This is a genomic window from Pseudohaliea rubra DSM 19751, from assembly GCF_000764025.1.
In the GTDB taxonomy this organism is placed as follows: Bacteria; Pseudomonadota; Gammaproteobacteria; order Pseudomonadales; family Halieaceae; genus Pseudohaliea; species Pseudohaliea rubra.
The window spans coordinates 1-21,153 of record NZ_KN234788.1 but is presented as its reverse complement, the minus strand read 5'-3'; the positions used below and the strand labels follow the sequence as shown (position 1 = coordinate 21,153).

At 66.0% G+C, this 21,153-nt stretch carries 20 protein-coding genes; 6 read left to right on the top strand and 14 right to left on the bottom strand.

Annotated elements, in window-relative coordinates:
- The 4 genes from HRUBRA_RS14785 to HRUBRA_RS12830 all read left to right on the top strand — a co-directional run.
- A partial coding sequence (locus tag HRUBRA_RS14785; protein ID WP_201771610.1) for an SPOR domain-containing protein occupies positions 1-675 on the top strand: 675 nt, incomplete at its 5' end.
- Between the two features lie 48 nt (positions 676-723).
- Entirely contained in the window at positions 724-1,092 is a 369-nt protein-coding gene (locus HRUBRA_RS12840) for a hypothetical protein (RefSeq protein ID WP_035517801.1), read from the top strand.
- Positions 1,093-1,186: 94 nt separating this feature from the next.
- Complete coding sequence (locus tag HRUBRA_RS12835; protein ID WP_052094857.1) at positions 1,187-2,377, top strand: cytochrome-c peroxidase; 1,191 nt, start codon at positions 1,187-1,189, stop codon at positions 2,375-2,377.
- Positions 2,374-3,876, top strand: coding sequence for a parallel beta-helix domain-containing protein (locus HRUBRA_RS12830; RefSeq protein WP_035517799.1), 1,503 nt, complete (start codon positions 2,374-2,376; stop codon positions 3,874-3,876). Before HRUBRA_RS12835 ends, HRUBRA_RS12830 begins: the two co-directional genes overlap by 4 nt.
- Positions 3,877-3,885: 9 nt before the next feature.
- Here the strand turns inward: HRUBRA_RS12830 and HRUBRA_RS12825 are convergent, their stop codons facing one another.
- On the bottom strand, positions 3,886-4,170 hold the full coding sequence (locus HRUBRA_RS12825; protein WP_035517809.1) for a hypothetical protein: 285 nt from the start codon (positions 4,168-4,170) through the stop codon (positions 3,886-3,888).
- Positions 4,171-4,311: 141 nt separating this feature from the next.
- Here HRUBRA_RS12825 and HRUBRA_RS12820 point away from each other — a divergent pair, with 141 nt between their 5' ends.
- Both HRUBRA_RS12820 and HRUBRA_RS12815 read left to right on the top strand, forming a co-directional pair.
- Entirely contained in the window at positions 4,312-5,088 is a 777-nt protein-coding gene (locus tag HRUBRA_RS12820) for a helix-turn-helix domain-containing protein (RefSeq protein WP_035517797.1), read from the top strand.
- Positions 5,089-5,215: 127 nt separating this feature from the next.
- Positions 5,216-6,496, top strand: coding sequence for an OmpP1/FadL family transporter (locus HRUBRA_RS12815; RefSeq protein WP_035517795.1), 1,281 nt, complete (start codon positions 5,216-5,218; stop codon positions 6,494-6,496).
- 17 nt (positions 6,497-6,513) lie between these two features.
- Here HRUBRA_RS12815 and HRUBRA_RS12810 read toward each other — a convergent pair whose 3' ends face one another.
- The 13 genes from HRUBRA_RS12810 to HRUBRA_RS12750 all read right to left on the bottom strand — a co-directional run bounded on the left by HRUBRA_RS12810 (position 6,514) and on the right by HRUBRA_RS12750 (position 21,054).
- Positions 6,514-7,080 carry an antibiotic biosynthesis monooxygenase gene (locus HRUBRA_RS12810; protein WP_201771609.1) on the bottom strand — a complete coding sequence of 189 codons (567 nt, stop codon included), beginning with the start codon at positions 7,078-7,080 and terminating at the stop codon, positions 6,514-6,516.
- Positions 7,081-7,105: 25 nt separating this feature from the next.
- On the bottom strand, positions 7,106-7,906 hold the full coding sequence (locus HRUBRA_RS12805; protein ID WP_035517790.1) for a glutathione S-transferase family protein: 801 nt from the start codon (positions 7,904-7,906) through the stop codon (positions 7,106-7,108).
- A complete protein-coding gene (gene dmpG, locus HRUBRA_RS12800; protein WP_035517788.1) occupies positions 7,899-8,924 on the bottom strand; it encodes a 4-hydroxy-2-oxovalerate aldolase in 1,026 nt (341 codons plus the stop codon). The genes HRUBRA_RS12805 and dmpG overlap by 8 nt, the downstream gene beginning before the upstream one ends.
- 17 nt (positions 8,925-8,941) lie before the next feature.
- Positions 8,942-9,856 (bottom strand): acetaldehyde dehydrogenase (acetylating), encoded by a 915-nt coding sequence (locus HRUBRA_RS12795; RefSeq protein ID WP_035517786.1) that lies wholly within the window; start codon positions 9,854-9,856, stop codon positions 8,942-8,944.
- Positions 9,857-9,895: 39 nt separating this feature from the next.
- On the bottom strand, positions 9,896-10,684 hold the full coding sequence (locus HRUBRA_RS12790; RefSeq protein WP_035517784.1) for a fumarylacetoacetate hydrolase family protein: 789 nt from the start codon (positions 10,682-10,684) through the stop codon (positions 9,896-9,898).
- 20 nt (positions 10,685-10,704) lie between these two features.
- On the bottom strand, positions 10,705-11,325 hold the full coding sequence (locus HRUBRA_RS12785; RefSeq protein WP_035517782.1) for a glutathione S-transferase family protein: 621 nt from the start codon (positions 11,323-11,325) through the stop codon (positions 10,705-10,707).
- Between the two features lie 19 nt (positions 11,326-11,344).
- Positions 11,345-11,938 carry a 2-hydroxychromene-2-carboxylate isomerase gene (locus tag HRUBRA_RS12780; RefSeq protein WP_035517781.1) on the bottom strand — a complete coding sequence of 198 codons (594 nt, stop codon included), beginning with the start codon at positions 11,936-11,938 and terminating at the stop codon, positions 11,345-11,347.
- A gap of 81 nt (positions 11,939-12,019) precedes the next feature.
- On the bottom strand, positions 12,020-13,327 hold the full coding sequence (locus HRUBRA_RS12775; RefSeq protein ID WP_035517779.1) for a DUF1329 domain-containing protein: 1,308 nt from the start codon (positions 13,325-13,327) through the stop codon (positions 12,020-12,022).
- A 29-nt stretch (positions 13,328-13,356) separates the two neighbouring features.
- Positions 13,357-15,333: a DUF1302 family protein gene (locus HRUBRA_RS12770; protein WP_035517778.1), complete on the bottom strand. Its 1,977-nt coding sequence runs from the start codon at positions 15,331-15,333 to the stop codon at positions 13,357-13,359.
- Between the two features lie 62 nt (positions 15,334-15,395).
- Positions 15,396-17,807 (bottom strand): efflux RND transporter permease subunit, encoded by a 2,412-nt coding sequence (locus HRUBRA_RS12765; RefSeq protein WP_236629872.1) that lies wholly within the window; start codon positions 17,805-17,807, stop codon positions 15,396-15,398.
- Positions 17,800-18,792 (bottom strand): sialidase family protein, encoded by a 993-nt coding sequence (locus tag HRUBRA_RS12760; protein WP_052094853.1) that lies wholly within the window; start codon positions 18,790-18,792, stop codon positions 17,800-17,802. The genes HRUBRA_RS12765 and HRUBRA_RS12760 overlap by 8 nt, the downstream gene beginning before the upstream one ends.
- On the bottom strand, positions 18,789-19,580 hold the full coding sequence (gene dmpH, locus HRUBRA_RS12755; RefSeq protein ID WP_035517776.1) for a 2-oxo-3-hexenedioate decarboxylase: 792 nt from the start codon (positions 19,578-19,580) through the stop codon (positions 18,789-18,791). Before dmpH ends, HRUBRA_RS12760 begins: the two co-directional genes overlap by 4 nt.
- Positions 19,581-19,593: 13 nt before the next feature.
- Positions 19,594-21,054, bottom strand: a complete 1,461-nt coding sequence (locus HRUBRA_RS12750; protein WP_035517774.1) for a 2-hydroxymuconic semialdehyde dehydrogenase — start codon at positions 21,052-21,054, stop codon at positions 19,594-19,596.
- Between the last annotated feature and the right edge of the window lie 99 nt (positions 21,055-21,153).

Sequence of the window (21,153 nt, the reverse complement as noted above, 5' to 3'; positions counted from 1 at the left end):
GGCCGCCGCTGGCCGCTGGCGCTGCTGGCCATGGGCGGCCTGGCACTCATCCTTGTTGCCGTAGGCGGCTACGGCGTCATCGCCGAACGTGCCGCGCTGCGCGAGGAAATCCACGACCTGCAGGCGCGCCTCGCCACCGCCGGCAGTGCGCCATCGGAGGCCCGCCCGGTCGCCGGCACCGCAGCTACGCCAGAGCGACTGGCCGATCTCGAGGGTGAGCTGGCGGCCCTGGCGCAGGAAAACAGCGCGCTGCGGGCACGTATCGGCGACCTTAAAGGCCGCCTCGACGCAGCCAACGGCGGCGGAGCCCAGGTCGACACTGCGGAGGAAACCCGGGCGGCGGGCCTGGAAGACCAGCCAGCGCCGGCGACAGCGGCCTCGCCGGAAAAGCCGGAACCCCCAGCGCCGGCACCGGCAGCCACTGCGGCGGCGCCCGGCGGGGAGACCTGGTTCGTGAATTTCAGCTCCTACGCGGAGCTGGGCACCGCCCGCCGCCGCGCCGCCGAGCTGTCGGTGGACGCCGGCCGCGTGGTCGTGCAGGATGCGAAAGCGAACGGGCGCACGATTTACCGCGTGCGCGTCGTAGACGTCGGCAGCCGTGACGAGGCCGATGCTGTCGCCCGCCGTCTGGCGGCGACTTACCAGCTGCCACCCCTCTGGGTCGGTAGAGAATAACAGGGCGGGCGCCAGGCGCCCGCCGAAGCGCAAGGAGGAAACCAACCCATGCAACCGATAAAAATCGCTGTCCTCGCCGGGGCTCTGACCGCAGCACCGGCCTTCGCCGAGTGCACGGCACCGGGAGCGCCGTCGCTACCGGAGGGGGCCAGCGCCTCCATGGAGGAAATGCTGGCGGGCCAGAAGGCCGTGAAAACCTTCCAGGAGGCCAATATCGACTACATGAAGTGCGTCGAGGGGCGTATCACAGCCGCCAAGGAAGCGAGCGAGACCGCGGAAACGAAAGACGCCCGCGCTGCCGCCCGGGAAACCTATGCAACTGCAGTGGAGGCCTACAACGAGGCCGTTTCCACCGAGGAAACCGTGGCAGGCAATTTCAACACCGCGGTCCGCGAGTACCAGGCGGCCAACAAGTAGCGGCCGTCGGGCACGGTCCGGCCGGTCTGCATCGGGCTGGCCAGGGGCGGGAGCGATACCCCGCCCGGAACAATAATCCGCCCAGGGGGTAGCGATGGAGCTACGCAGGACGCGGCGCCTGGCCGCGATGCTGCTGTTTCTCGCCCTGCCGGCCAGCGCCGGTGGTTTTCGGCTGAGCGAGAACTGCCCGCCGGGGTTCGAGCGACTGGCTGATGACGTCTGCCGCATGGTCACGCTCTACGACCAGTACGGCTCCCTCCGGGGCCGGGGCGTCGGCGGCACACGTACAGGGCTGCCACCGCGCCGCGACGGCTTCACGGCACAGCAGATCGACCTCGGGCGCTACCTGTTCTTCGATCCGATCCTGTCGGCTGACGGCAGCGTGTCCTGCGCCAGCTGTCACGATCCAGCGCTGGGCCTCGCCGACGGTCGCGGCCGCAGTACCGGTCTGCACGGGGAAACGCTCTCCCGGGGCGCGCCCACCCTGTGGAACAGTGCCTTCCTGTCACGTTTCTTCTGGGACGCTCGCGCCGAGTCCCTCGAGGCACAGCTGCCAGGCCCCCTCTATGCGGCCGGAGAGATGGGTAACAACCCCGACGACCTGCTCGCGGCGCTCCGGAACAACGCCGAGTACCCGGCGCTGTTCCGCGCGGCCTTCGGCGCCGGCAGCGGCCCCATCGACACCGCACAGGTCTACACGGCGCTGGCCGCCTTCGAAGCGTCCCTGATCTCCCTGAACAGCCGCTATGACCGCTACGCTCACGGCGACCATAATGCCCTGGACGCCGAGGAGATCGCCGGCCTCAACGTCTTTCGCTCCTTCGTGGCGCGGTGCGCCGAGTGCCACACGCCACCGCTGTTTACGAACCAGCAGGTAGCGGTCATCGGTACCCCGGAGCCGGAAGGCCTGCCCCGCGACATCGGTGCCCAGGCCACCTTCGGCAGCCCGAAGCTGCGCGGCGCCTTCAAGGTGCCGACGCTGCGCAATATCGCCCGCACAGCGCCCTACATGCATTCGGGGCGCTTCGAGACCCTGGCAGAGGTGGTCGCCTTTTATAACGATGGGCGTGGCCACGCCGTGCCGGAAGACGAACCCCTGCAGCTGCACTGGCATATCGTCAGCCCGGAACTCGCGGCGCATGAACTCGACCAGCTCGTGGCTTTTCTGGGCACGCTGACCGATGAACGATTCCTGCCCCGCGTGCCGACGCGCGTACCCTCGGGTCTTACGCCCGGCGGCCGCTCCGCCCGCGCAGCCCTTACCCCCACGGGAGAAGCCCCATGAAAGCAGGCAAGCTCATCCTGACCCTGCTCGTCCTGGTCGTCGCCTTCGGCGGCGGCCTCTGGATCGGCAAGCAGCAGTCCACCACCATCATCGCCGCTCGCGACGAGGGCGGCAGCTACGGCGGTGGCTTCCGCAGCGCCGAACCGGATGCCCGGGCAGCAACCGCGCGGCGCGGGGGCGGCACCGTGCACCAGGTGCGCGACGGCGAGGCGATCCAGGATGCCATCAATGCCGCGGAACCCGGCGACACGATCCGCATCTTCCCGGGCACTTACCGCGAGACTGTCTATATCGACAAGGACGCGATCAGCCTCATCGGGGTGATCGAGCAGGGCCGCTGGCCGACGCTGGAGGGGGAAAAGCGTCTCAACGACGCCATCCTCTACTCCGGCAACGATATCGTGGTGGAGAATCTCAAGATCACCAACTACAAGGGCAACGGGATCATGGGACAGGCGGGGAACAACTTCGAGCTCCGCAACAACCTGATTATCGACACCGGGGTCTACGGCATCTTCCCGCAGCTCGGCCAGAACGGCATCGTCGAGGACAACGTGGTCTCCGGCATCGAGGACGCGGCCATCTACGTGGGCATGAGCGACAACATTCACGTGGCGGGGAACGAGGTGTTCGATTCCGTCGCCGGCATCGAGATCGAAAACAGCCGCCACGCCATCGTCGAGAACAACTACGTGCATCACAACACCGGCGGCATCCTCGCCTTCATCACGCCGGGGCTGCCGATCAAGACCACCCGCGACGTGATCATCCGCAACAATTTCATCGTCGACAACAATACCCCGAACTTCGGCGCCCCGGGTTCCACGGTCGCGGGTATCCCGGCAGGCACCGGGGTGCTGATCATGGCCGCGGACGAGGTGGTGATCGAGGGCAACATCATCCGCGACCACCAGACCGCAGGCATCCTCGTGGTGGACCACGGCAACGCCTCGAACATCACCGCCGACCCGGACGCCGACCCGGCACCGGACCGGATCGCGATCCTCGACAACCTGATGCTCAACAACGGCTATGACACCATCGATGAGGTCCGCGCGCTCATGCTCGCGACGATGACCCGGGGCACCCCGGACATCGTCCGCGCCGGCGAAGTCCGCGACAGCTGCATCCGCAACCGGCACCGCTACACCACGGTGGGCCTCGGCAGTTTCACCGATTGCGCTTTCGCCAACACAGACAATATCGACAGCTACCTGCTGCCGGAGCCCGTACCGCCGCGAAAGATCGATCCCTCGGAGCAGGGCAAGCTCACCTACCTCGGTATCTGCACCGGCTGCCACAGCTACAAGGGCATCCTTATCGGTCCGCCGGTGGAGATGATTCAGGCCATGTATAAGGACGACCCGGAGGGCCTCGCCGCCTACATCGCCAACCCGGTGAAGAAGCGGCCCACGTTCCCGGAAATGCCGCCGCAGGATTACCTCGACCCGGAGGTGCGCCTCGCCGTGGCCGAGTACCTGCTCACCGTCGGTAACTGACCGGCCGCCCTAGTCATCGCCGGCAGCAAAGGCGAAGTAGCAGAGCGGGCCCGGCGAACCGAGGGCCAGGGTCAGCAGCACCCAGGGCCAGGCGCGGCGGCCCCGGGCGCGCGCGTGGGGCACCAGGAAGCTCAGCACCAGCAGCAGCGCGATGACCAGATCCGCGAAGACCTGCACGCCACCGACACTGGCGTGGGCCGAGAGGATGCCACCGAGGCCCACGGCATAGAGTGCATAGGCCGAGTAGGCGGCAAAGGGGATGAGCAGGAAAAGGGCGAGACTTCGTCGTCTCATCGCGAGGTCCTCCACAGTGACGTTCCGGAAAAGCATTCCGCCCGGGAGTGATCGCCGCAACGACCTCGGAGGTCATTGTCTACAGTCCCGGCTCCAGGCGATGCTGCCGGAACGATGCCACCGGGAGAAGGAAACCCGACAATGGACGCCGCATCCTTTCCAGGGTTGTGCCGCGCCTGGCGCCGACGCCGGCGCCTGTCGCAGCTGGACCTCGCCCTCACCGCGGGCATCTCCCAGCGCCACCTGAGCTGTCTGGAGACCGGCCGGAGCCGACCGAGCCCGGCCATGGTGCTGCGCCTCTGCGAGGCGCTCGAGGTACCGCTGCGCGACCGCAACCTGCTCCTGCAGGCCGCCGGTTTCGCACCCCGTTACCGCGAGTCCGGGCTTGAAGCGAAGGACATGGCACCGGTGCGGCAAGCGCTGGAGCGCCTGCTGGCCCACCACGAGCCCCTGCCGGCGTTCGTGCTGGACCGCCGCTGGAACGTGCTCGGTGCGAACCGGGCGGCCACCGGACTGCTCGCGCGGCTCGGCATCGAGCCGGCCGCCGGCGAAACCGTCAATCTCGTACGAGCAACTCTGGACCCGGCCGGGCTGGGCGCCGCCATCGTCAACCGGGCGGAAGTGACTGCGCACCTGCACGAGCGGCTCCGCCGGGAGGCCATGGCCAGCGCTGACCCGGAGCTGCAGCGGATGCTCGAGGCTCTCGAAGCCGCGCCGCCGCAACCACCTGCCTGCCCGGGGGCGGAGACGGGGCTGCTCCCGGTACTGCCCCTGGTCATCGACGCGGGCGACCGGCGCCTGTCCCTGTTCACCGTCGTCTCCACCTTCGGCACGGCGCAGGACGTCACCGCCGAGGAAATGCGCATCGAGACCCTGTACCCGGCCGATGCCGGCACCGCGGCGTTCTTCGGAGCCTGACGCCCGCCCCCGCGGGGTGCACCGGTTTTAAGGATAGAACCAAACGCTACTTAACCTTCCCGCTCCGGGACGCTATGCTCCCGCCGCGGTCGACCGGCCGCCACAAGCCCTTACCGGAGTCACACCCATGGCACGGCGATCCATTGCCGCCGCGGCCCCGCTAGCGGCGGCCGCACTTACTTCCGCTTACCTGCCGGCCCCCGCCGCCCTGGCCACCAACGGCTACTTCACCCACGGCGTGGGCCTGCGCGCCCAGGGCATGGCCGGGGTGAGCATTGCGCTGCCCCAGGACGCCCTGGCGGCGGCCACCAACCCCGCCGGGACGGCGCTGGTCGGCGACCGCTTCGACGTGGAGGCCACCTGGTTCCGCCCGGACCGCGGTGCCCGCATCAGCGGTAACGGCTTCGGCGCCGATGGCAGCTACGACGGCAACGACGATGCCTGGTTCCTGCTGCCGGCGCTCGGCTATAGCAAAGCGCTGGAGAACGGCCTGAGCTGGGGCGTGGCGCTCTACGGCAATGGCGGCATGAATACCGGCTACGAGAGCAATCCCTTCGCGGCCTACGGCGGCACGGGCACCGCCGGCGTCGACCTCGCCCAGCTCTTCCTGACACCCTCCGTGGCCTGGCGGGTCGGCAACCACAGCCTCGGCGTGGCGGTGACCGGCGCCTACCAGCGCTTCGAGGCGCGCGGCCTCGGTCCCTTCGACAATCCCGTGTTCAGCAGCCGGCCCGGCGCCGTCACCGACCTCGGCCACGACGAGAGCACCGGCTGGGGCGTCAAGGTCGGCTGGCACGGCCAGGTCACCCCCACCGTGGCGCTCGGCGCGACCTGGTCCTCGAAGGTCGCCATGGACAGGTTCGACGACTACGCGGGGCTGTTCGCCGACGGCGGCAGCTTCGACATCCCCGAAAACTACGGCGCCGGAGTTAGCTGGCAGGCGACACCCGCGCTGACGGTCGCCGCGGACTGGCAGCACATCCGCTACGGCGATATCCCGGCGGTCGCCAATTCGCTGGCACCGCTGCTCGCCGGTGTGCCCCTCGGCGCCGACAACGGGCCCGGCTTCGGCTGGAAGGACCGCGACGTGTGGAAGCTGGGCGTGCGCTACCGCGTGAACGCCACGCTCACGCTGCGCGCCGGCTACAGCACCATGGATCAGCCGATTCCCGCGAACGAGACCTTCATCAACATCCTCGCCCCCGGTGTGATCGACGAGCACGCGAGCATCGGCGCGAGCTGGCGGCCCCGCGGCGACGAAGGGGGTGAGTGGACGTTCGCTTACACGCGGGCGCTTGAAAACACGGTGCGTGGCAACGGGTCTATCCCGCCCGCCTTCGGCGGCGGCGAGGCCGACCTGACCATGCACCAGGACATCCTGGCGGTGGGATACAGCTGGCGGTTCTGACCACGGCGGCGCGACGCTCAGCGGCCGTCGCTGCGCCCCCGGGGGAAAAGCCAGAAGGCAAACCAGCGGGTCATGCGCGGCATCAGTACGTAGCTCATGAGCAGCATGACCACCGCGGTCACCAGGAGGGTGCGCAGCGGCAGCGGCAGGCGCGCCAGCAGGTCGCCGAAGAGCAGGAACACCAGCGTCACGGCGGGGTAGAGCGCCAGCCAGCTGACCAGGGTCATCTTGTAGCGCGGCGGCGGCTGCACCGGGTTCTGACCCGGCAGGGTGAACCAGGTGACGATACCCGAGAGCACTTCGCGTTCGCTGGGCTCCTGCAGCAATGCCTTGATCTCACCGAGCAGCTCCGCACGCTCGGCGGAGGATTCCCAGGCCGCCAGCGTTTCCCGGTCACGGAATTTGAAGACGATGCGGTATTCCGGGTCCTCAGCGGCGGCGGGGCGGAACATCGTCGCACCGAGGTAACCGGGGAAGGCCGATGCCCGCTCGGTCATTGCCGTGCTGAGCATCTCGAAATCCGCCTCCCTGCCACGCTGAACCCGCCGGGATACCACTACTGTTAGCGGGCCGGTCACAGCCATTCCCCCTGCCATCTCCGGTGGAGCCCTACTGCGCGGATGCGGGGGGCAGATGAACGGCGACCTGCCCGCGGGCGGCTTGGCCGTCCCGTCTCAACTGCGCCAGGGTCTCGGTCGGAAAGTCCCGGCTGACTGCCTCGCGGTAGGACTCACGCTCCCGACAGCGTTCGTACCAGTGCGTGATCCGGTCGCTAGTGACGAAAAGATCCAGCCAGTCAAACTGGTGCAGAGTCTGGAAATACGGCGCCAGGCTCGCGTCGGCCAGCGAAAACTGGTCGCCCGCCACCCACTCGCCCTCGGCCAGCGCGCGATCCATGGCCTGGATCAGCTCGCAATAGGTGGCGACTGCGGCGGAAACATCCGGCGCGTCGAGGCCATGCTCAAGCAGCCTGCGCTGGCGCTCCCGGCGCGGCGCTTCGGGGACCTGCGCCAGCAACGCCTCGCGCTCCTCGACGGGTTTTTCGAGCAGAGCAGGGCGCATGATCAGCGGCCACTGCAGCGCGCCACAGGCGGGATGGAGCCGGCTGTCTACCTGCTTCATCCAGAAGCGCATGCGCGCGCGGGCATGCGGGTCCGTCGGGCGAAGCGCAGGCCGGGGAAAGGCATCTTCCAGGTACTCACAAATGATGCTCGATTCGATGACCGGTTTGCCGTCATCGACCAGTGTCGGCACCACGCCCAGAGGATTTAGCGCGAGGTACTCCGGGCGCAGGTTCTCCTTCTGTGACAGTTCGACGTGGTGCGAGGTCCAGGCCAGGCCCTTCTCGTGAAGTACCAGCCGCACTTTCTGTGCGCAGGGCGACATCGGGTGCGTGTAGAGCTCAAGCATGGTTCCGGGCCATGTCGAGGGCGAGGTCCTCGATCATGTCCTCTTGGCCGCCGACCGTGCCGCGGCGGCCGAGCTCGACCAGGATATCCCGCGCTGAGAGGCCGTATTTCTCGGCGCTGCGCTTGGCGAAGAGCAGGAAGCTCGAATAGACGCCGGCAAAGCCCAGGGTCAGCGAGTCGCGATCGACCCGCACCATGTGCTCCATGAGCGGTACGATGAGGTCCTCGGCCACGTCCATGGCCCTGAACAGGTCGACGCCCGTTTCCACACCCATGCGCTCGCAAACCGCCAGGAAAACCTCGAGCGGCGTGTTGCCCGCGCCGGCGCCCAGGCCGGCGAGGGAGCCGTCGATACGCGTCGCCCCCGCCTCCACCGCAGCCAGGGAATTGGCGATGCCCATGCCGAGATTGTGGTGGCCGTGGAAGCCGATCTCCGTCGCCGGGTCCAGCTGCTCCCGCGCCAGGGCGATACGCGCCGTGACATCGTCGGGCAGCATGTAGCCGGCCGAGTCGGTGATGTACACGCAGTTCGCGCCGTAGCCTTCCATGAGCTTGAGCTGCTCCACGAGCTGCTCAGGCGACGCCATGTGCGCCATCATCAGGAAGCCCACCGTATCCAGGCCGTCGATCTTCGACGCCATGGTGAGGTGCTGCTCGGACACGTCGGCTTCGGTGCAGTGCGTGGCCACGCGGATCGTCGAGATACCGCAGTCCAGCGCCATCTCCAGGTGGTCCACGGTGCCGATGCCGGGCAGGAGCAGTGCGGAGACCTTCGTGCGTTTAACCGCGCCGCAGACCGCACGCAGGTAGTCCTCGTCACTCGCCGCCGGGAAGCCGTAGTTCACGGAAGCACCACCGAGGCCGTCGCCGTGGGTCACCTCGATCATCGGGATGCCGGCTTCGTCCATGCCCTCTGCGATGGTCACCATCTCCTCCACGGAGATCTGGTGGCGCTTGGCGTGCATGCCGTCGCGCAGGCTCATGTCGTGTACGGTGATTTTCTTGCCGGAAAGGTCCATGGTCGTGTCCTCTTGCGTCAGGCCGCGTCGGCGCCGGGGGTGAAAGTGCCGGCGAGAATCTCTTCGGCATACATTTCCGCCGTGCGCAGCCCCGCGGCGGTCATGATGTCCAGGTTGCCCGCGTACTTGGGCAGGAAGTCGCCGAGCCCTTCCACCTCGAGGTAGATCGAGACGCGGTTGCCGTCGAAGACCGGGCCGTTCTTCAGGGTGTAGCCGGGTACGTATTGCTGCACTTCGGCCAGCATCGCAGCGACCGATTCGCGTATCGCGGCCTCGTCCGGTGGTCCCTCGGTAAGGCAGTGGACGGTGTCCCGCATGATCAGCGGCGGCTCGGCCGGGTTGATGATGATGATGGCTTTGCCGGTTTTCGCGCCGCCGACCTGCTCGATGCCGCGCGCCGTGGTACGGGTGAACTCGTCGATGTTCTTGCGCGTGCCCGGGCCGGCGGACTTGGAGCTCACCGTCGCGACGATCTCCGCGTACTCCACCGGCTGCACCCGGCTGACGGCCGCGACCATGGGAATCGTCGCCTGGCCGCCGCAGGTCACCATGTTCACGTTCATGGTGTGCGCCGCCACGGCCTCGGCGAGGTTGACCGGCGGCACGCAGAAGGGTCCGATAGCCGCTGGCGTCAGGTCGATCATGATGGCACCCTGCTCGATCACCTTGCGGCTGTTCTCCGCATGTACGTAGGCGCTGGTGGCGTCGAAGACGACCTGAACGCCGTCTTCCTTCATGTGTGGCACCAGGCCGTCCACGCCCTCGGCGGTGGTCTTCAGGCCCAGCTCTTTCGCCCGGGCCAGCCCCGGGGAATCCGGGACCACGCCGACCATCCACACCGGTTCAAGCACCTCGCTGCGCATGGCCTTGGTCAGCAGGTCCGTGCCGATGTTGCCCGGGCCGATGATGGCCGCCTTCACTTTCTCGCTCATGACGTGTTCTCTCGCTGGCTTGTGTACGCGTATCTGTTTTCAGCGGAAGCTGCAGCTGCAGCCGCCGACCCCTTCGAGCTCCAGGGCGAAACGGTCCCCCGGCGCCGCCGGGATCAGCGGCGCCAGGGAGCCGGAGAGGATCACCTCGCCCGCGCGGAAGGGGATGCCGAACTCGCCCAGCGTATTGGCGAGCCAGGCCACCGCCGTGAGCGGGTTGCCCTGCACGGCACTGCCAAGACCCTCGCTGTGAAGTTCGCCGTTGTGGAAGATGCGCATCTTCAGGTTCGGCAGGTCGAAGGCCCGCGGGTCCACTTCCGTGTCCCCGAGAACGTAGACTCCGCAGGACGCGTTGTCCGCCACCGTGTCCTGAATGCGGATTTTCCAGTCCGCGATGCGCGAATCGACGATCTCGAAGCAGGGAATAATGCTCTCGGTAGCGTCGAGCACATCCGCCTCCGTCACCCCGGGACCATTGAGGTCCTTGCGCAGGCGGAAGGCGATTTCGCCCTCGGCCCGCGGGGCGACGAGCCGGCCGGCAATGGGGATTTCCGCACCGTCCGGGCAAAGCATCGCATCGGTCAGGAAGCCGAAGTCAGGCTGGAACACCCCGAGCATATCCTGCACCGGCTTGCTGGTGACGCCGATCTTCTTGCCGACAACAACCTCGCCGTCGCGCTGCTCGCGCAGGGCAAGCATGGCGCGGCTGATCTGGTAGGCATCCTCAAGCGCGATCTCCGGATAGCGCTCGGTCAGCGGCGCCACCGGCCGGCAGGACCGCAGGGCCTCGTAGAGTTCCAGCCCCAGGGTATCGATTTGCGATGTTTCCATCCTCTCTTCTTCCTTCTGCTTCAGCCCCGTGGGAGGCCGATGAACTGATTAGGGTAGGCCTGTTGCCAGGCCGGGCGCGCCTTGAGCCGCTCGAACCAGGCCACGAGGTTGCCGTGGCGCCGGAAGGTACCGATACCGTAGGCTTCGGCGACACCGAACCGCGGGCCGAGGGCACAATCGGCAACGGAAAAGGAGCCCGCAAACCAAGGCTTGTCGGCGAGACGCGCGGCGAGTTCGGCGAGGCGTTCCCCCCAAAGGGCCAATCCCTGTTCCACGCGGGACGCATCGCGCTCCTCCGGTGCCTTGCTCCGCAGCTCGAAGACCGCATCCTTGAGCCCCTCGGCGGCGAGCCGGTCCGAATAGGCCTCGAGCAGCCGTACAGCGGCGCGGGCCGACGGCGTGCTGCCATAGAGAGCACCGCTGCCGAGCTCGTCGAGATAGCCACAGATCACGGCGCTCTCCCAGAGAGCCAGATCGCCATCCGTGAGCACCGGGACCGTCGCCGTGGGGCTGAGCCGGCTCACCTCCGGGTGCGGGTCGCCCGGCCTGGACGCGATGAGGTCGAGGGCGACACCGAGCTCTGCCGCCGTCAGCCGGACCTTCCAGCAGAAGGGGCAATCGGTTCGCTCGAAGACCTGCATGGCAGCCGCCGCGTGTTTCCTAGGCCCGGCGCGCGCGTAGCGCGGTCAGGTGGTCGACGATGTACTCGAGGCGGTCGCTGCCCCAGAAAAGCTCGTCGCCGATCTGCACGCTGGGCACACCGATCAGGCCGAGCTCCTGGGCCTCGGTCCAGTTGTCGTCGAGGACTTTCAGCTTTCCCGCGTCTTCCCAGGCGGCCCGCGTCTCGCCGGCGTCGAGGCCGATCGCGGAGGCCACCTCGACCAGGACATCCTCCTCACCAATGTCGCGCCCTCCGGCCCATTCGGCGCGCATGATCTCGACGATCCATTCCCTGAGGAGACCGCGCTGCTCGGCAAGCAGGGAGACCGCACCGGCGCGGGTGGGGTCGGTCGTGATCGGCGGCGGATTCATGGGGATGCCCATCTTCGCCGTGATGCGGCGCACATCCTGCCGCGTCAGCGGCACCTTGACCTTGGCCCGTTCCGGCGAGGAACGGCCCGACCAGCCCCCCAGCGGGCGCCAGTGCAGGCGGATATTGAACTGGTCGAAGGCAGGCAGAAACGTTTTCGAAGCGATGTAGCAGTACGGGCTGCGAAAATTGAAGAAAAACTTGAGATCGATGGGTTCGTTCATGGTCACCTGCCTGTCATGGAGCAGAAAAAACGCTCCCCCGCCGCCGCACGGCGGCGGGGGAGCCAGTCGGCCTGGATGAACCTAGCGGCCGGTGGCGCGCATGTTCTGCACACTGAACAGTTTCACCGGGTTCAGTTCCGGGTCCACCTGGCCCTTGAACTGACCGGTGGTGCAGTGCGACGCCTGCACATCGATCATCGAAAACGCGTCGTCGATGGACACCCCCGTGCCCTTGTTTTTCGGCAGGTGGTGGTCCGGATGCGCCTGGCCGATGGTCCAGGACTTCCACAGGTCGCCCTTGCGGTCATAGGTCAGGGTCCGGGGCAGGGTGAAGGTCTGGGCGTCGACGTAGTGGACACGCTTGCTGATCGGGTGGTTATCGTCCACCGGGTCCGACTCAAGCACATAGACTTTGCGCAGCTGCCAGCTGATTTCCGGGAAGCACCCGCCCTTGCCGCCAAAATCGACAAACTGGTAGCCCTCGCGATCCTCAAGATCGGTCGCCAGCTCCATGTTGTTGTGGTTGTAGAACGGCAGCAGAATGTTCTCAGTGCCCTTGTAGCTCCAGTTCATGTCCGAGAGGCGGCCGTTGTAGCCTTCGAAGTCCTCGATCATCAGGTCCGAGCCCAGGAAGGAATCGGTGATCTGGCCGGAGGCCAGGCGGCGCACGCGGCGCTGGAAGCCCAGATAAAGCCAGGTGTTGTCGGCGACCTGGTCATCGTCATGCCGGTGGATCAGCAGCTGCGTGTTCTTGACGTCAAAGGGTTCCAGCACCTGTACATAGATGGCGCGGAACAGCTCTGAGGGGTTGTCCTCGAACTCGGGTACCGGCGGCTGGTTCACGCGGTGCATATAGTTGAGAAAGTGGAAGTTGAACTTGATGGTCCGCTCCACCTTGCCGGAGTCCATGTCGCGGTAACGCCAGTAGAACGGGTAGATCGCGGCGTTGTCGCCCCAGTTGTAGCCGTAGCGGTAGTTCCAGGCGAGCTTTTCTCCGGCGCGCGGATCATCCATGGACGGTTCTTCCGGGAACGGTCGACCGGCGACAAAGCCGTTGATCTGGCCGAGGCTGTCGCCGAGGGAAACCTTGCCGAGCGAGTCGCGGGTGGCCTGCACGTAATTGGGGTGAAGGTCGAAGGAGGTCGTCTCACCGACCGTAATCTCTACCCAGCCATCTTTCACGTGCTGGTACAGCGCCGGATCCAGCGCCTCCTTGAACTGATCCACGTTGCCCGCATTGAGCACCGTGCCCGGGGTCAGCCCGTCGACCGTCGGAACGCCGTCCTTGTAGGGGTAGAAGGAGCGCTCGACGTCCTCCATGGTGGCGGCCTGGGCCGCCGCAGTGCCGGCCAGCGCGAGGCTGGCGGCAAACAGTGTTTTCCTGAACATGATGGGTATCTCCCTGTCGTTATCTCAAGTTAGAAGCGGTAGCGCAGCGTGACCTGGAACTCGTCTTCCTGGCTGGCGCTGCCCAGGGGGCCGGCGCGGAAACGGCCCAGCGGCTCGATCCCCGACAGGCCGACGGAGCCGGACTGGAACGGGTCTGCGTGGGCAGGCGTAGCCGTGAAGGGCGGGAACGGGTTGCAGGTCCGGCAGTCGTCGAAGGACTGGTCGGCCATGTCGTCGCCCACCTTGATGTTGAAGCCGACCAGGAGGCGCCAGTTATCGCTGATCAGCCAGTCCACGGATGGCGCGATGGTCCCGGCGCCGGCCTCGTAGTCCCAGGCCATGATGACCTGCGGGCTGATGGTGTCGGACTTGTACCAGCCCTTGATCAGCAGCGTGGCGATGTAGTTGTCCTCCCAGTTCGGCATACCGGCGACGCCAAGCGGGCGCTGCTCCAGCTCGTGGTCGAGCACGTGCTCACCGAAGACCTGGGCAGAGATAAGGAACGCGCGGGTCTTGTTGAGGAAGGGGATGAACGTGTTGCGGTCCCAGCCGAGCACCCAGCGGAACATGTCCGTCTCCGAGTAAAGCTGCGGATCCAGCGTGTTCTGGATTTCCTCGCCCTGGGTGTAGGCCGCCTCAACGCGGAACACGGACTTGATCGGATCCACGTAGAAGTCGAGGGAACCGCCGAAGAGGTCGACTTCAGGGAAGTTCACGTCGAAGGCGATCAGGTGATCCCAGACGCCAACCTCGCCGGTGAAAGCGTTGGTGGCGGGAATACCGCCGCGCAGCACCGGCAGCTGCTGGAAGTAGTGATAGTAGTTGAGCGAGAAGCCAACGCTCTTGTAAACACCCTCCAGCTTGACGCCGCCCTGGGTGTTGCCGAGCTCCCAGTCGGGCAGGTCCACGTCGCGGATGCCGATGACGCCGGGCGCGAAGTCTGCGGCGAGCAGGCCCGGATCGTCGGTTAGACCGATGGCAGCCGCCGGCACGAAGTTGGAGACGGTACAACCGTTATCCCAGCAGTTGTTCATGGCCCGGAAGAACGAGGCCGCGTCGAGAATGTTGTAGGGCCCGCCACCCTGGCCCAGATTGTTCGGCCGGAACTGGTCGAAGTTCCAGACCGCCTGGAAGTTCAGGTCGTCAAAGCCACCTATGGCACCGAAACGATACTCTGCCGTCGCCATCCATTGGGGAATACGGATGTCCTCCAGCTCGTCGTAGATATTATGCCGCTGATAATCGACCGGGTTGATGATGTCGAGAACCCGGAACAGGTCCGTGCGGCCCCAAACCACCTGCTGCTTACCGATGCGCAGAAAGAGTTCAGACATGGTGCCCGTGGGAATGCTGCCCTCGACGTAGAGTTCCCGGATGAAATCGAGCTGGTCGTTGAAGTCCGGGTAGCGCAGGTCGTTGGTGTCGAAGTCCATGTAGTCATCGAGGTTGCAGCCGCGACTGTCATCGTCACAGGGACGGACCGGAACACCGATGGTTACCCCGCCATTGGGTCCGTGGAAGTCCTCGCCCAGCACCTTGAGGCCCTCGTTCGGATTCCCCGCCACATCGAAGAGAAAGCCGGGCGGGATGGGGTTGCCGGCGGCGGCGCCAGCATTCCCCAGGATGGAGGAGCCCCAGGGCGAGTCACCGTTGCCGCCGAAGAGCGCCTGCGCGGTGGTGCTGCCGAAGTTCTGGAAGCTGCGCGGGCCGCCGGCGCCATCGCCCCATTCATCGTCGTTAAGGTCATAAACCGCGTCATAGGTCGCGCGGAGCGTACCGCTGACGCGGAAGTTGGAAAGCCCCATCTTCTTGCCGAATTCCTTGCTGAACTCGAACTGGGCCGTGTTCCGGGACTTGGAGAGCCCGAACCCGTCGCGATAGAACGTGGCGTTCTCGACGAAGCCGGCAGTATCCCAGCGTTCCTGCGCGCTGATCCCCTGTGCGGCCACCGCCGCCAGGAGTGCCGTCGATGTCGCGACGGCCAGTCTCTTAACGTTATTTTTCATGGTTTACCCTCTGTGTCGTGGTATCGCACAACGTTGTAATGACGATGCTTACTGACAATGCCTCAGGCACCGGCAGGCAGCGCCGCCGACTCTCCTTCCTCCTGGTGGGGTTTCGCCCGGACGATGAAGCCGGGGCGGAAACGTACGATCCAGGCGGGGACAAGATTGCCCGCCGCCCAGGCGTTGAGAACGAGCATGACCACCAGCAGCAGCGCGGCGTCGGCCTGGAAGCGGAGTTCCGAGACCAGCGCCCACATAACCACCCCACCGATCAGCGCTGTGGCGGTGAAAGCGATCGCCTTGCCGGTGGTGGCGATGGCATTGCGCACTCCGATCTCCAGGTCACCGGCGGCGGCCGCCGTCTCCTCGCGGACCCGGTCCATCATGTAGATCGAATAGTCGATACCGACGCCGATACCAACAGCAATGATCGGTACCGTATTCACGTCGATGCCGATGCCCACGAGGCCCATGTAGGCATAGGTGGCCACCGTGCAGAAGGTCATCACCATAAACATCAGCCAGCCCGCATGCAGGGACCAGTAGAACAGCGTAACGAACAGGAAAATGATCGCCATAGCTGCGGGGATGATGACCAGGTTGCTCTGGTAGGCCGCCTCGTTGATGGCCGCGGTCACACCGATGGGCCCCCCGGCGAGGCGCACTTCCATGCCCTCGACCTGGTTGGCCGGGTCTTCGATCCACGTCTTGGCCATGTGGATGGCACGGCGCAGGGTCTCGCCCTTGTGGTCCTTGTAGAAGAAGACGATATTGGCGGTCTGCTCGTCCGTATCGATGAACTCCTTCAGCGCTCCGGGAATGGGGCTTGATGCCATGTAGGCAAACAGGAGGCCGCCGACGTAGCTCGGCTCATCCGGGATGATGGCCCAGCGCGGATCGTTGTTATGCAGGATCTGGTTCACCTGCAGCACCAGGTCCGTGATGCCCCGGCTGCCGCCCATGTCCGGGTCGGCCAGCATGTGCCGCTGGAAGTCCCTGATCGCGTTCAGCACTTCCGGCCGCTTGATACCGCCGGGCTCTGCGGTGCTCACAACGACGTACATCTCCTCGGAGCCCGGGAAGTTATCGTTGATGTTCTTGGACGACACGTTGTAGTCGTGGTCCGGGTAGAGAATCGGCGAGCCGGGTTCCGACTCGCCGATCTGTACCTTCGAGCTCAGGAAGCCACCGACGGCATAGACAGCGACGGCGAACAGGATGATCGCGGTGGAACCGGCGCGGCTGATGACCAGGTTGGCAGCGCTGCGGAAAACACCGCGCCCGCCCCCGGCCGCATTATCCCGGGCCCGGGCCATGGGCAGCACGGAAAGCAGGAGCGGTACGGCCATGAGCACCGTGATAACCACGGTGGAGGCCCAGATCGACGCGTAGATACCCAGCTTCACGTTGATCGGCGAAGAGCCGAGGGCAATGAGCAGCAGGCCGACCGCGTCGGAAATAATTCCCAGGGTGCCCGGCCGGAACAGCGTTTCAAAGGTGCGCCGGGCTGCATCGTGGTTATCCCGGGCGTGCGGCAGCTCCACGTAGTAGCGCTCGACCAGCTGGATGCCGTGAGACATGGCTCGCGCCGTAATCAGGAACGGAATCACCAGGGTCAGCGGGTCCAGGTTGTAGCCGAGCATCGATACGATGCCGAGACCCCAGGTCGCCGAGATCGCAACGCCGACCAGGGGCAGGGCGATACCGTAGATGCGGGTGCGGAAATAGAGCACGAGAAGCGCGGTCAGAATCCCCAGGGTGAGCAGGAAAATCTGCATGATCTGGCCCAGATAGCTGTACACCCAGCCGAGGAGTACCGGCTGCCCGGTGGTGTAGACGTCGATCGCGGGCCCGTCGGCAGCAAGCACCTCGGCCTTGAGCTCGTTGAGCTGCTCGAAGATGGCCACGTAGTCGAGCTGGCCCTCGTTGAAGGTCGCCTTGATCAGCGCGGACTTCAGGTCCGGCGAAACCAGCAGGCCGTAGACCGAGGGGTCGCTCATGACATCGAGCCGCAGGGCGGCGGCTTCCGCCTCGGTGACTTCCGGGTAAAGCGGATCGAAGTAGGGCTCGGAGTTCATGGTGCCCATCTCGGTGAGCCAAGTCTTGCGCACCGTGCGGTGCGTCACGCTGCGCACCAGGTTGTGGTTCACCCCGGGAAGGCTGTCGACGCCCTGGGTAAGGGCGTGGATGCGTTCCATGGTCTCGGTATTGAACACGTCGCCTTCGCGAACGGACAGTGCCATGACGATATTGTTGGCGCCGCCGAAGGTGTCCTTCACCTCGTTATGCAACTGGATGTAGGGATGCTCCTGCGGAAGCAGGTCGGCAAAGTCAGAGTACATCTGCACGTAGGGAATGCGCGTCGCGAAGAAAGCCGTCGCCAGGAGAATCGCAGCCAGGAAGGTCTTGGGGTGATAGAAGACCCAGACCTCGATGAGGCGGAAGAACCTGCTGATCACACCGAACTTATTCACTGGCTAACTCTCTCTTCGCGTTGGACCGCACGGGGGTGGACCGGTCCAGCAGCGCCATGGCGCCGCCGGCGCCCGCAAGCAGAATCCGCTCCGGACCGAGGAGCTCGACCGCGCGGAAATAGGCGAGTACTTCCGGCGCATTGGCTGGCTTGACCCAGCTGCCGCCGACATACTCGTAGTACTTGCCGGCGCCACCGACTGCGACCACGCCCGCGTTCGATGCCTCGATGCGATAGACCGGCGTGGCGCTGCCCGTCTCCTGGCGTGTCCACTGCTGACCACCGTCGGTGGTTTCCCAGATGACGCCATCGAGGCCGCCGACCCAGCCCGTAAAGGGATCGAGGAAGTCGGCAGCCATGGGATAGAAATCATTGGGTATCGGTGGCAGGTAATCCCAGCTGTCACCGCCGTCGCTACTGGTGATCACGGTGCCGAACTCACCGACCGCGAAACCGTGCTCGGCATCGACGAACTTGACACGGGTGAACTGCAGGTCGTCACCGAGGCTGTCTTCGGTCCAGGCGCCACCGGCGACCGGGCGGTGCAGAAGCGTGGCGAAGCCGGCGGTAACCCAGAGCCGCCCGCCCGGTGCGCAGTGAATGGAGAGCGTGCTTTCCGGGGTGGGCAGGCTTTCACTCTGCCAGCTGCCATCACTGGCAAGGGCCCAGACGCGGCGCTCCGAGTCGAGGGCGAAGAGCTCGCCGCCCGGGCAGGCGGTAACGTCAATGAGCGAGGGCGCGCCGGGGAGCGCATCGCGGTGCCAGCTCTGCCCATCGTCGCGAGAGACCAGCGCGGCACCGGCGGAACTTACCACGACCAACCTGTCGGACGTGGCGGCGGCCGCCTGCAGCGTGTCATAGCGCTTCACCGGCTCGGCTCGATTCGCCTCGACTCCGTCGAGCCGCAGCGGTGCTTCGCAGGCGGCGATGCCGAGGAGCGCGAGCAGCGCTCCGGCGCGCAGGGCGCTGCGGGCGGCCGTGTTCACACGAACCTCATGGAGAGGCTGCCGAGTTCATGGTAGCGCACGTTGATGACGTCACCAGCCTCCACGGCCACAGCCGCGGTCACGCCGCCGGTCATGATGAAGGTGCCCGCTGGAATCTCCTCGCCGCGCTCACCCAGCATGTTGGCGAGCATCGCCACGCTGGCCGCCGGGTTGCCCAGCACGGCTGCGCCGGTACTCATCTCGACGATCTCGCCGTTCTTCTCCATGACCACGCCGAGGGTGGTCAGGTCCGTGGCGTCGACCGGCAGCCGGCGGCCCCCGGTCACGAAGCGGGAGGAGGAGCTGTTGTCGGCGCAGACGCTGATCAGGTCGAACTTGAAGTCGCGGTAGCGGGAATCGATGACCTCGACGGCGGGCAAGATGAACTCCGTTGCCGCAAACACATCGGCCACGTGGCAGCCGGGGCCGCGCAGCGGCGCTTTCGTGACGAAGGCGATCTCCGCCTCGACCTTCGGATGAATCAGCTTCGACGTGTCGATGGCCGACCCGCTCTCACAGCTGAAGTAGTCGGCGAGGAAGCCGTAGCAGGGCTGCTCGACCCCCATCTGCGCCATCTTGGCCCAGGAGGTGAGCCCCATCTTCATGCCGACGATGCGGTGGCCGCGACTCTCCTTGCGACGACGGATTTCCCACTGGATGTTGTAGGCGTCCTCGTAGTCCATGACCGGGTAGTCGTCCGTGATCTTGACGACGTCCCGGGCCTCCAGCTCCGCGTTTTCCAGGTGCTCCGCGAGCTTGTCGACCGTTGCTTTGTCCAGGGTTGCCATGCGCTAGCCTCGTTCAGATCTTGATGCAGATGTTCTGGAGCTCGGAGTAGAACTCGAGAGAGTGGACGCCGCCCTCGCGGCCGATGCCCGACTGCTTGCAGCCGCCGAAGGGCGTGCGCAGGTCCCGAAGAAACCAGGCATTGGCCCAGGTGATGCCCGCCTCGATGAGCGGTGTGACCCGGAAAACGCGGGACGCGTCCTGGCTCCAGATCGCGGCGGCAAGACCATAGGGGGTGTCGTTGGCGAGACGGATCGCCTCTTCCTCGTCGTCGAAGGGCTGGATGTGGCAGCAGGGGCCGAAGATCTCCTCGCGCACGATGCGTGAGCTTTCCGGCAGGCCGGTCCAGATCGTGGGCTCCACCCAGGCGCCGTTCGCGAGATCGCCGGGCATAGCCGGCACGCCACCGCCGATAATCACGTTGGCGCCCTCTTCCTTCGCCAGCTCGTAATAGGAAAGGACCTTGCGCTGATGCTCATGGGAGACCAGGGGGCCCATATCCGTTGCGGGATCTTCCGGGCGGCCGAGCTTGTAGCGGCCTGCGGCCTCGGCAAGGCGCCCCACGAACTCGTCGAAGATCGAGCGCTCGACGTAGACACGCTCCGTTCCCAGGCAGACCTGCCCGCAGTTGGCGAAGACGGAGCGCAGTGTGCCTTCGATCGCCCGGTCCATGTCGCAATCAGCAAACACCAACGCCGGATTCTTGCCGCCCAGCTCGAAGGAGACGTCCCGCACGCCGCTTGCGGCCGCGCGCATGATCGCTTCGCCGGTGCGGGTCTCTCCCGTAAAGGTGATCGCATCGACGTCCCGGTGGCGGGTAAGGAACTCGCCGGCCGAGTCAGGCCCGAAGCCGTGGACAACATTGAATACGCCCGGTGGCACGCCCGCCTCGTTCATGACCTCGCCGAGGAGCGCGGTCGTCGTGGGGGTCTCTTCCGACGGCTTGACGACGACACTGTTACCGCAGGCCAGGGCCGGGCCGACCTTCCAGGTCATGAGCAGGAGGGGCAGATTCCAGGGGCTGATGACACCGATAACGCCCTTGGGCTTGCGCACGGCAATATTGTAGGCCCCGGAGCCATCCGGCGTTTCCATGTGGAAGGCCTCGGTCGGTACACTGCGCACGGCATCGGCAAAGACCCGGAAGTTGGCGGCGCCGCGGGGAATGTCGATGTGCCTGGCAATGCTGTAGGGCTTGCCGGTGTCGAGGCACTCGGCTTCGAGAAACTCGTCGAAGCGCTTCTCGACGCCGTCGGCGACGGCATGGAGCACCTCCGTCCGCTGCTGTTCGGGCATGCGCGCCCAGTCACCGGTGAGCGCCTCGCGCGCGGCGGCGACGGCTGCGTTGATCTCCGCCTCACCACCCTCGTGGACCACGCCGATCTTTTCCCCATTGCAGGGGTTGATATTGTCGAAGGTGCGGCCGAGGGAGGACTCGCAGTACTCCCCGGCGATGAAGTGCTTTACCTCTTGCATGGATTGCTCACGTGCTGGTGGATGGAAGGGGTTGCCGGGACCGGCTCAGGTCACAACCCCGAGGAAACGCTCGTTCAGCTGGCGATCGTGGTAGAAGAT

Excerpts from the sequence above, each read along its gene's own strand:
- HRUBRA_RS12840 (WP_035517801.1), top strand. The coding sequence starts at position 724 with ATGCAACCGATAAAAATCGCTGTCCTCGCCGGGGCTCTGACCGCAGCA.
- HRUBRA_RS12835 (WP_052094857.1), top strand. The coding sequence starts at position 1,187 with ATGGAGCTACGCAGGACGCGGCGCCTGGCCGCGATGCTGCTGTTTCTC.
- HRUBRA_RS12830 (WP_035517799.1), top strand. The coding sequence starts at position 2,374 with ATGAAAGCAGGCAAGCTCATCCTGACCCTGCTCGTCCTGGTCGTCGCC.
- HRUBRA_RS12825 (WP_035517809.1), bottom strand. The coding sequence starts at position 4,170 with ATGAGACGACGAAGTCTCGCCCTTTTCCTGCTCATCCCCTTTGCCGCC.
- HRUBRA_RS12820 (WP_035517797.1), top strand. The coding sequence starts at position 4,312 with ATGGACGCCGCATCCTTTCCAGGGTTGTGCCGCGCCTGGCGCCGACGC.
- HRUBRA_RS12815 (WP_035517795.1), top strand. The coding sequence starts at position 5,216 with ATGGCACGGCGATCCATTGCCGCCGCGGCCCCGCTAGCGGCGGCCGCA.
- HRUBRA_RS12810 (WP_201771609.1), bottom strand. The coding sequence starts at position 7,080 with ATGGCTGTGACCGGCCCGCTAACAGTAGTGGTATCCCGGCGGGTTCAG.
- HRUBRA_RS12805 (WP_035517790.1), bottom strand. The coding sequence starts at position 7,906 with ATGCTTGAGCTCTACACGCACCCGATGTCGCCCTGCGCACAGAAAGTG.
- dmpG (WP_035517788.1), bottom strand. The coding sequence starts at position 8,924 with ATGGACCTTTCCGGCAAGAAAATCACCGTACACGACATGAGCCTGCGC.
- HRUBRA_RS12795 (WP_035517786.1), bottom strand. The coding sequence starts at position 9,856 with ATGAGCGAGAAAGTGAAGGCGGCCATCATCGGCCCGGGCAACATCGGC.
- HRUBRA_RS12790 (WP_035517784.1), bottom strand. The coding sequence starts at position 10,684 with ATGGAAACATCGCAAATCGATACCCTGGGGCTGGAACTCTACGAGGCC.
- HRUBRA_RS12785 (WP_035517782.1), bottom strand. The coding sequence starts at position 11,325 with ATGCAGGTCTTCGAGCGAACCGATTGCCCCTTCTGCTGGAAGGTCCGG.
- HRUBRA_RS12780 (WP_035517781.1), bottom strand. The coding sequence starts at position 11,938 with ATGAACGAACCCATCGATCTCAAGTTTTTCTTCAATTTTCGCAGCCCG.
- HRUBRA_RS12775 (WP_035517779.1), bottom strand. The coding sequence starts at position 13,327 with ATGTTCAGGAAAACACTGTTTGCCGCCAGCCTCGCGCTGGCCGGCACT.
- HRUBRA_RS12770 (WP_035517778.1), bottom strand. The coding sequence starts at position 15,333 with ATGAAAAATAACGTTAAGAGACTGGCCGTCGCGACATCGACGGCACTC.
- dmpH (WP_035517776.1), bottom strand. The coding sequence starts at position 19,580 with ATGGCAACCCTGGACAAAGCAACGGTCGACAAGCTCGCGGAGCACCTG.
- HRUBRA_RS12750 (WP_035517774.1), bottom strand. The coding sequence starts at position 21,054 with ATGCAAGAGGTAAAGCACTTCATCGCCGGGGAGTACTGCGAGTCCTCC.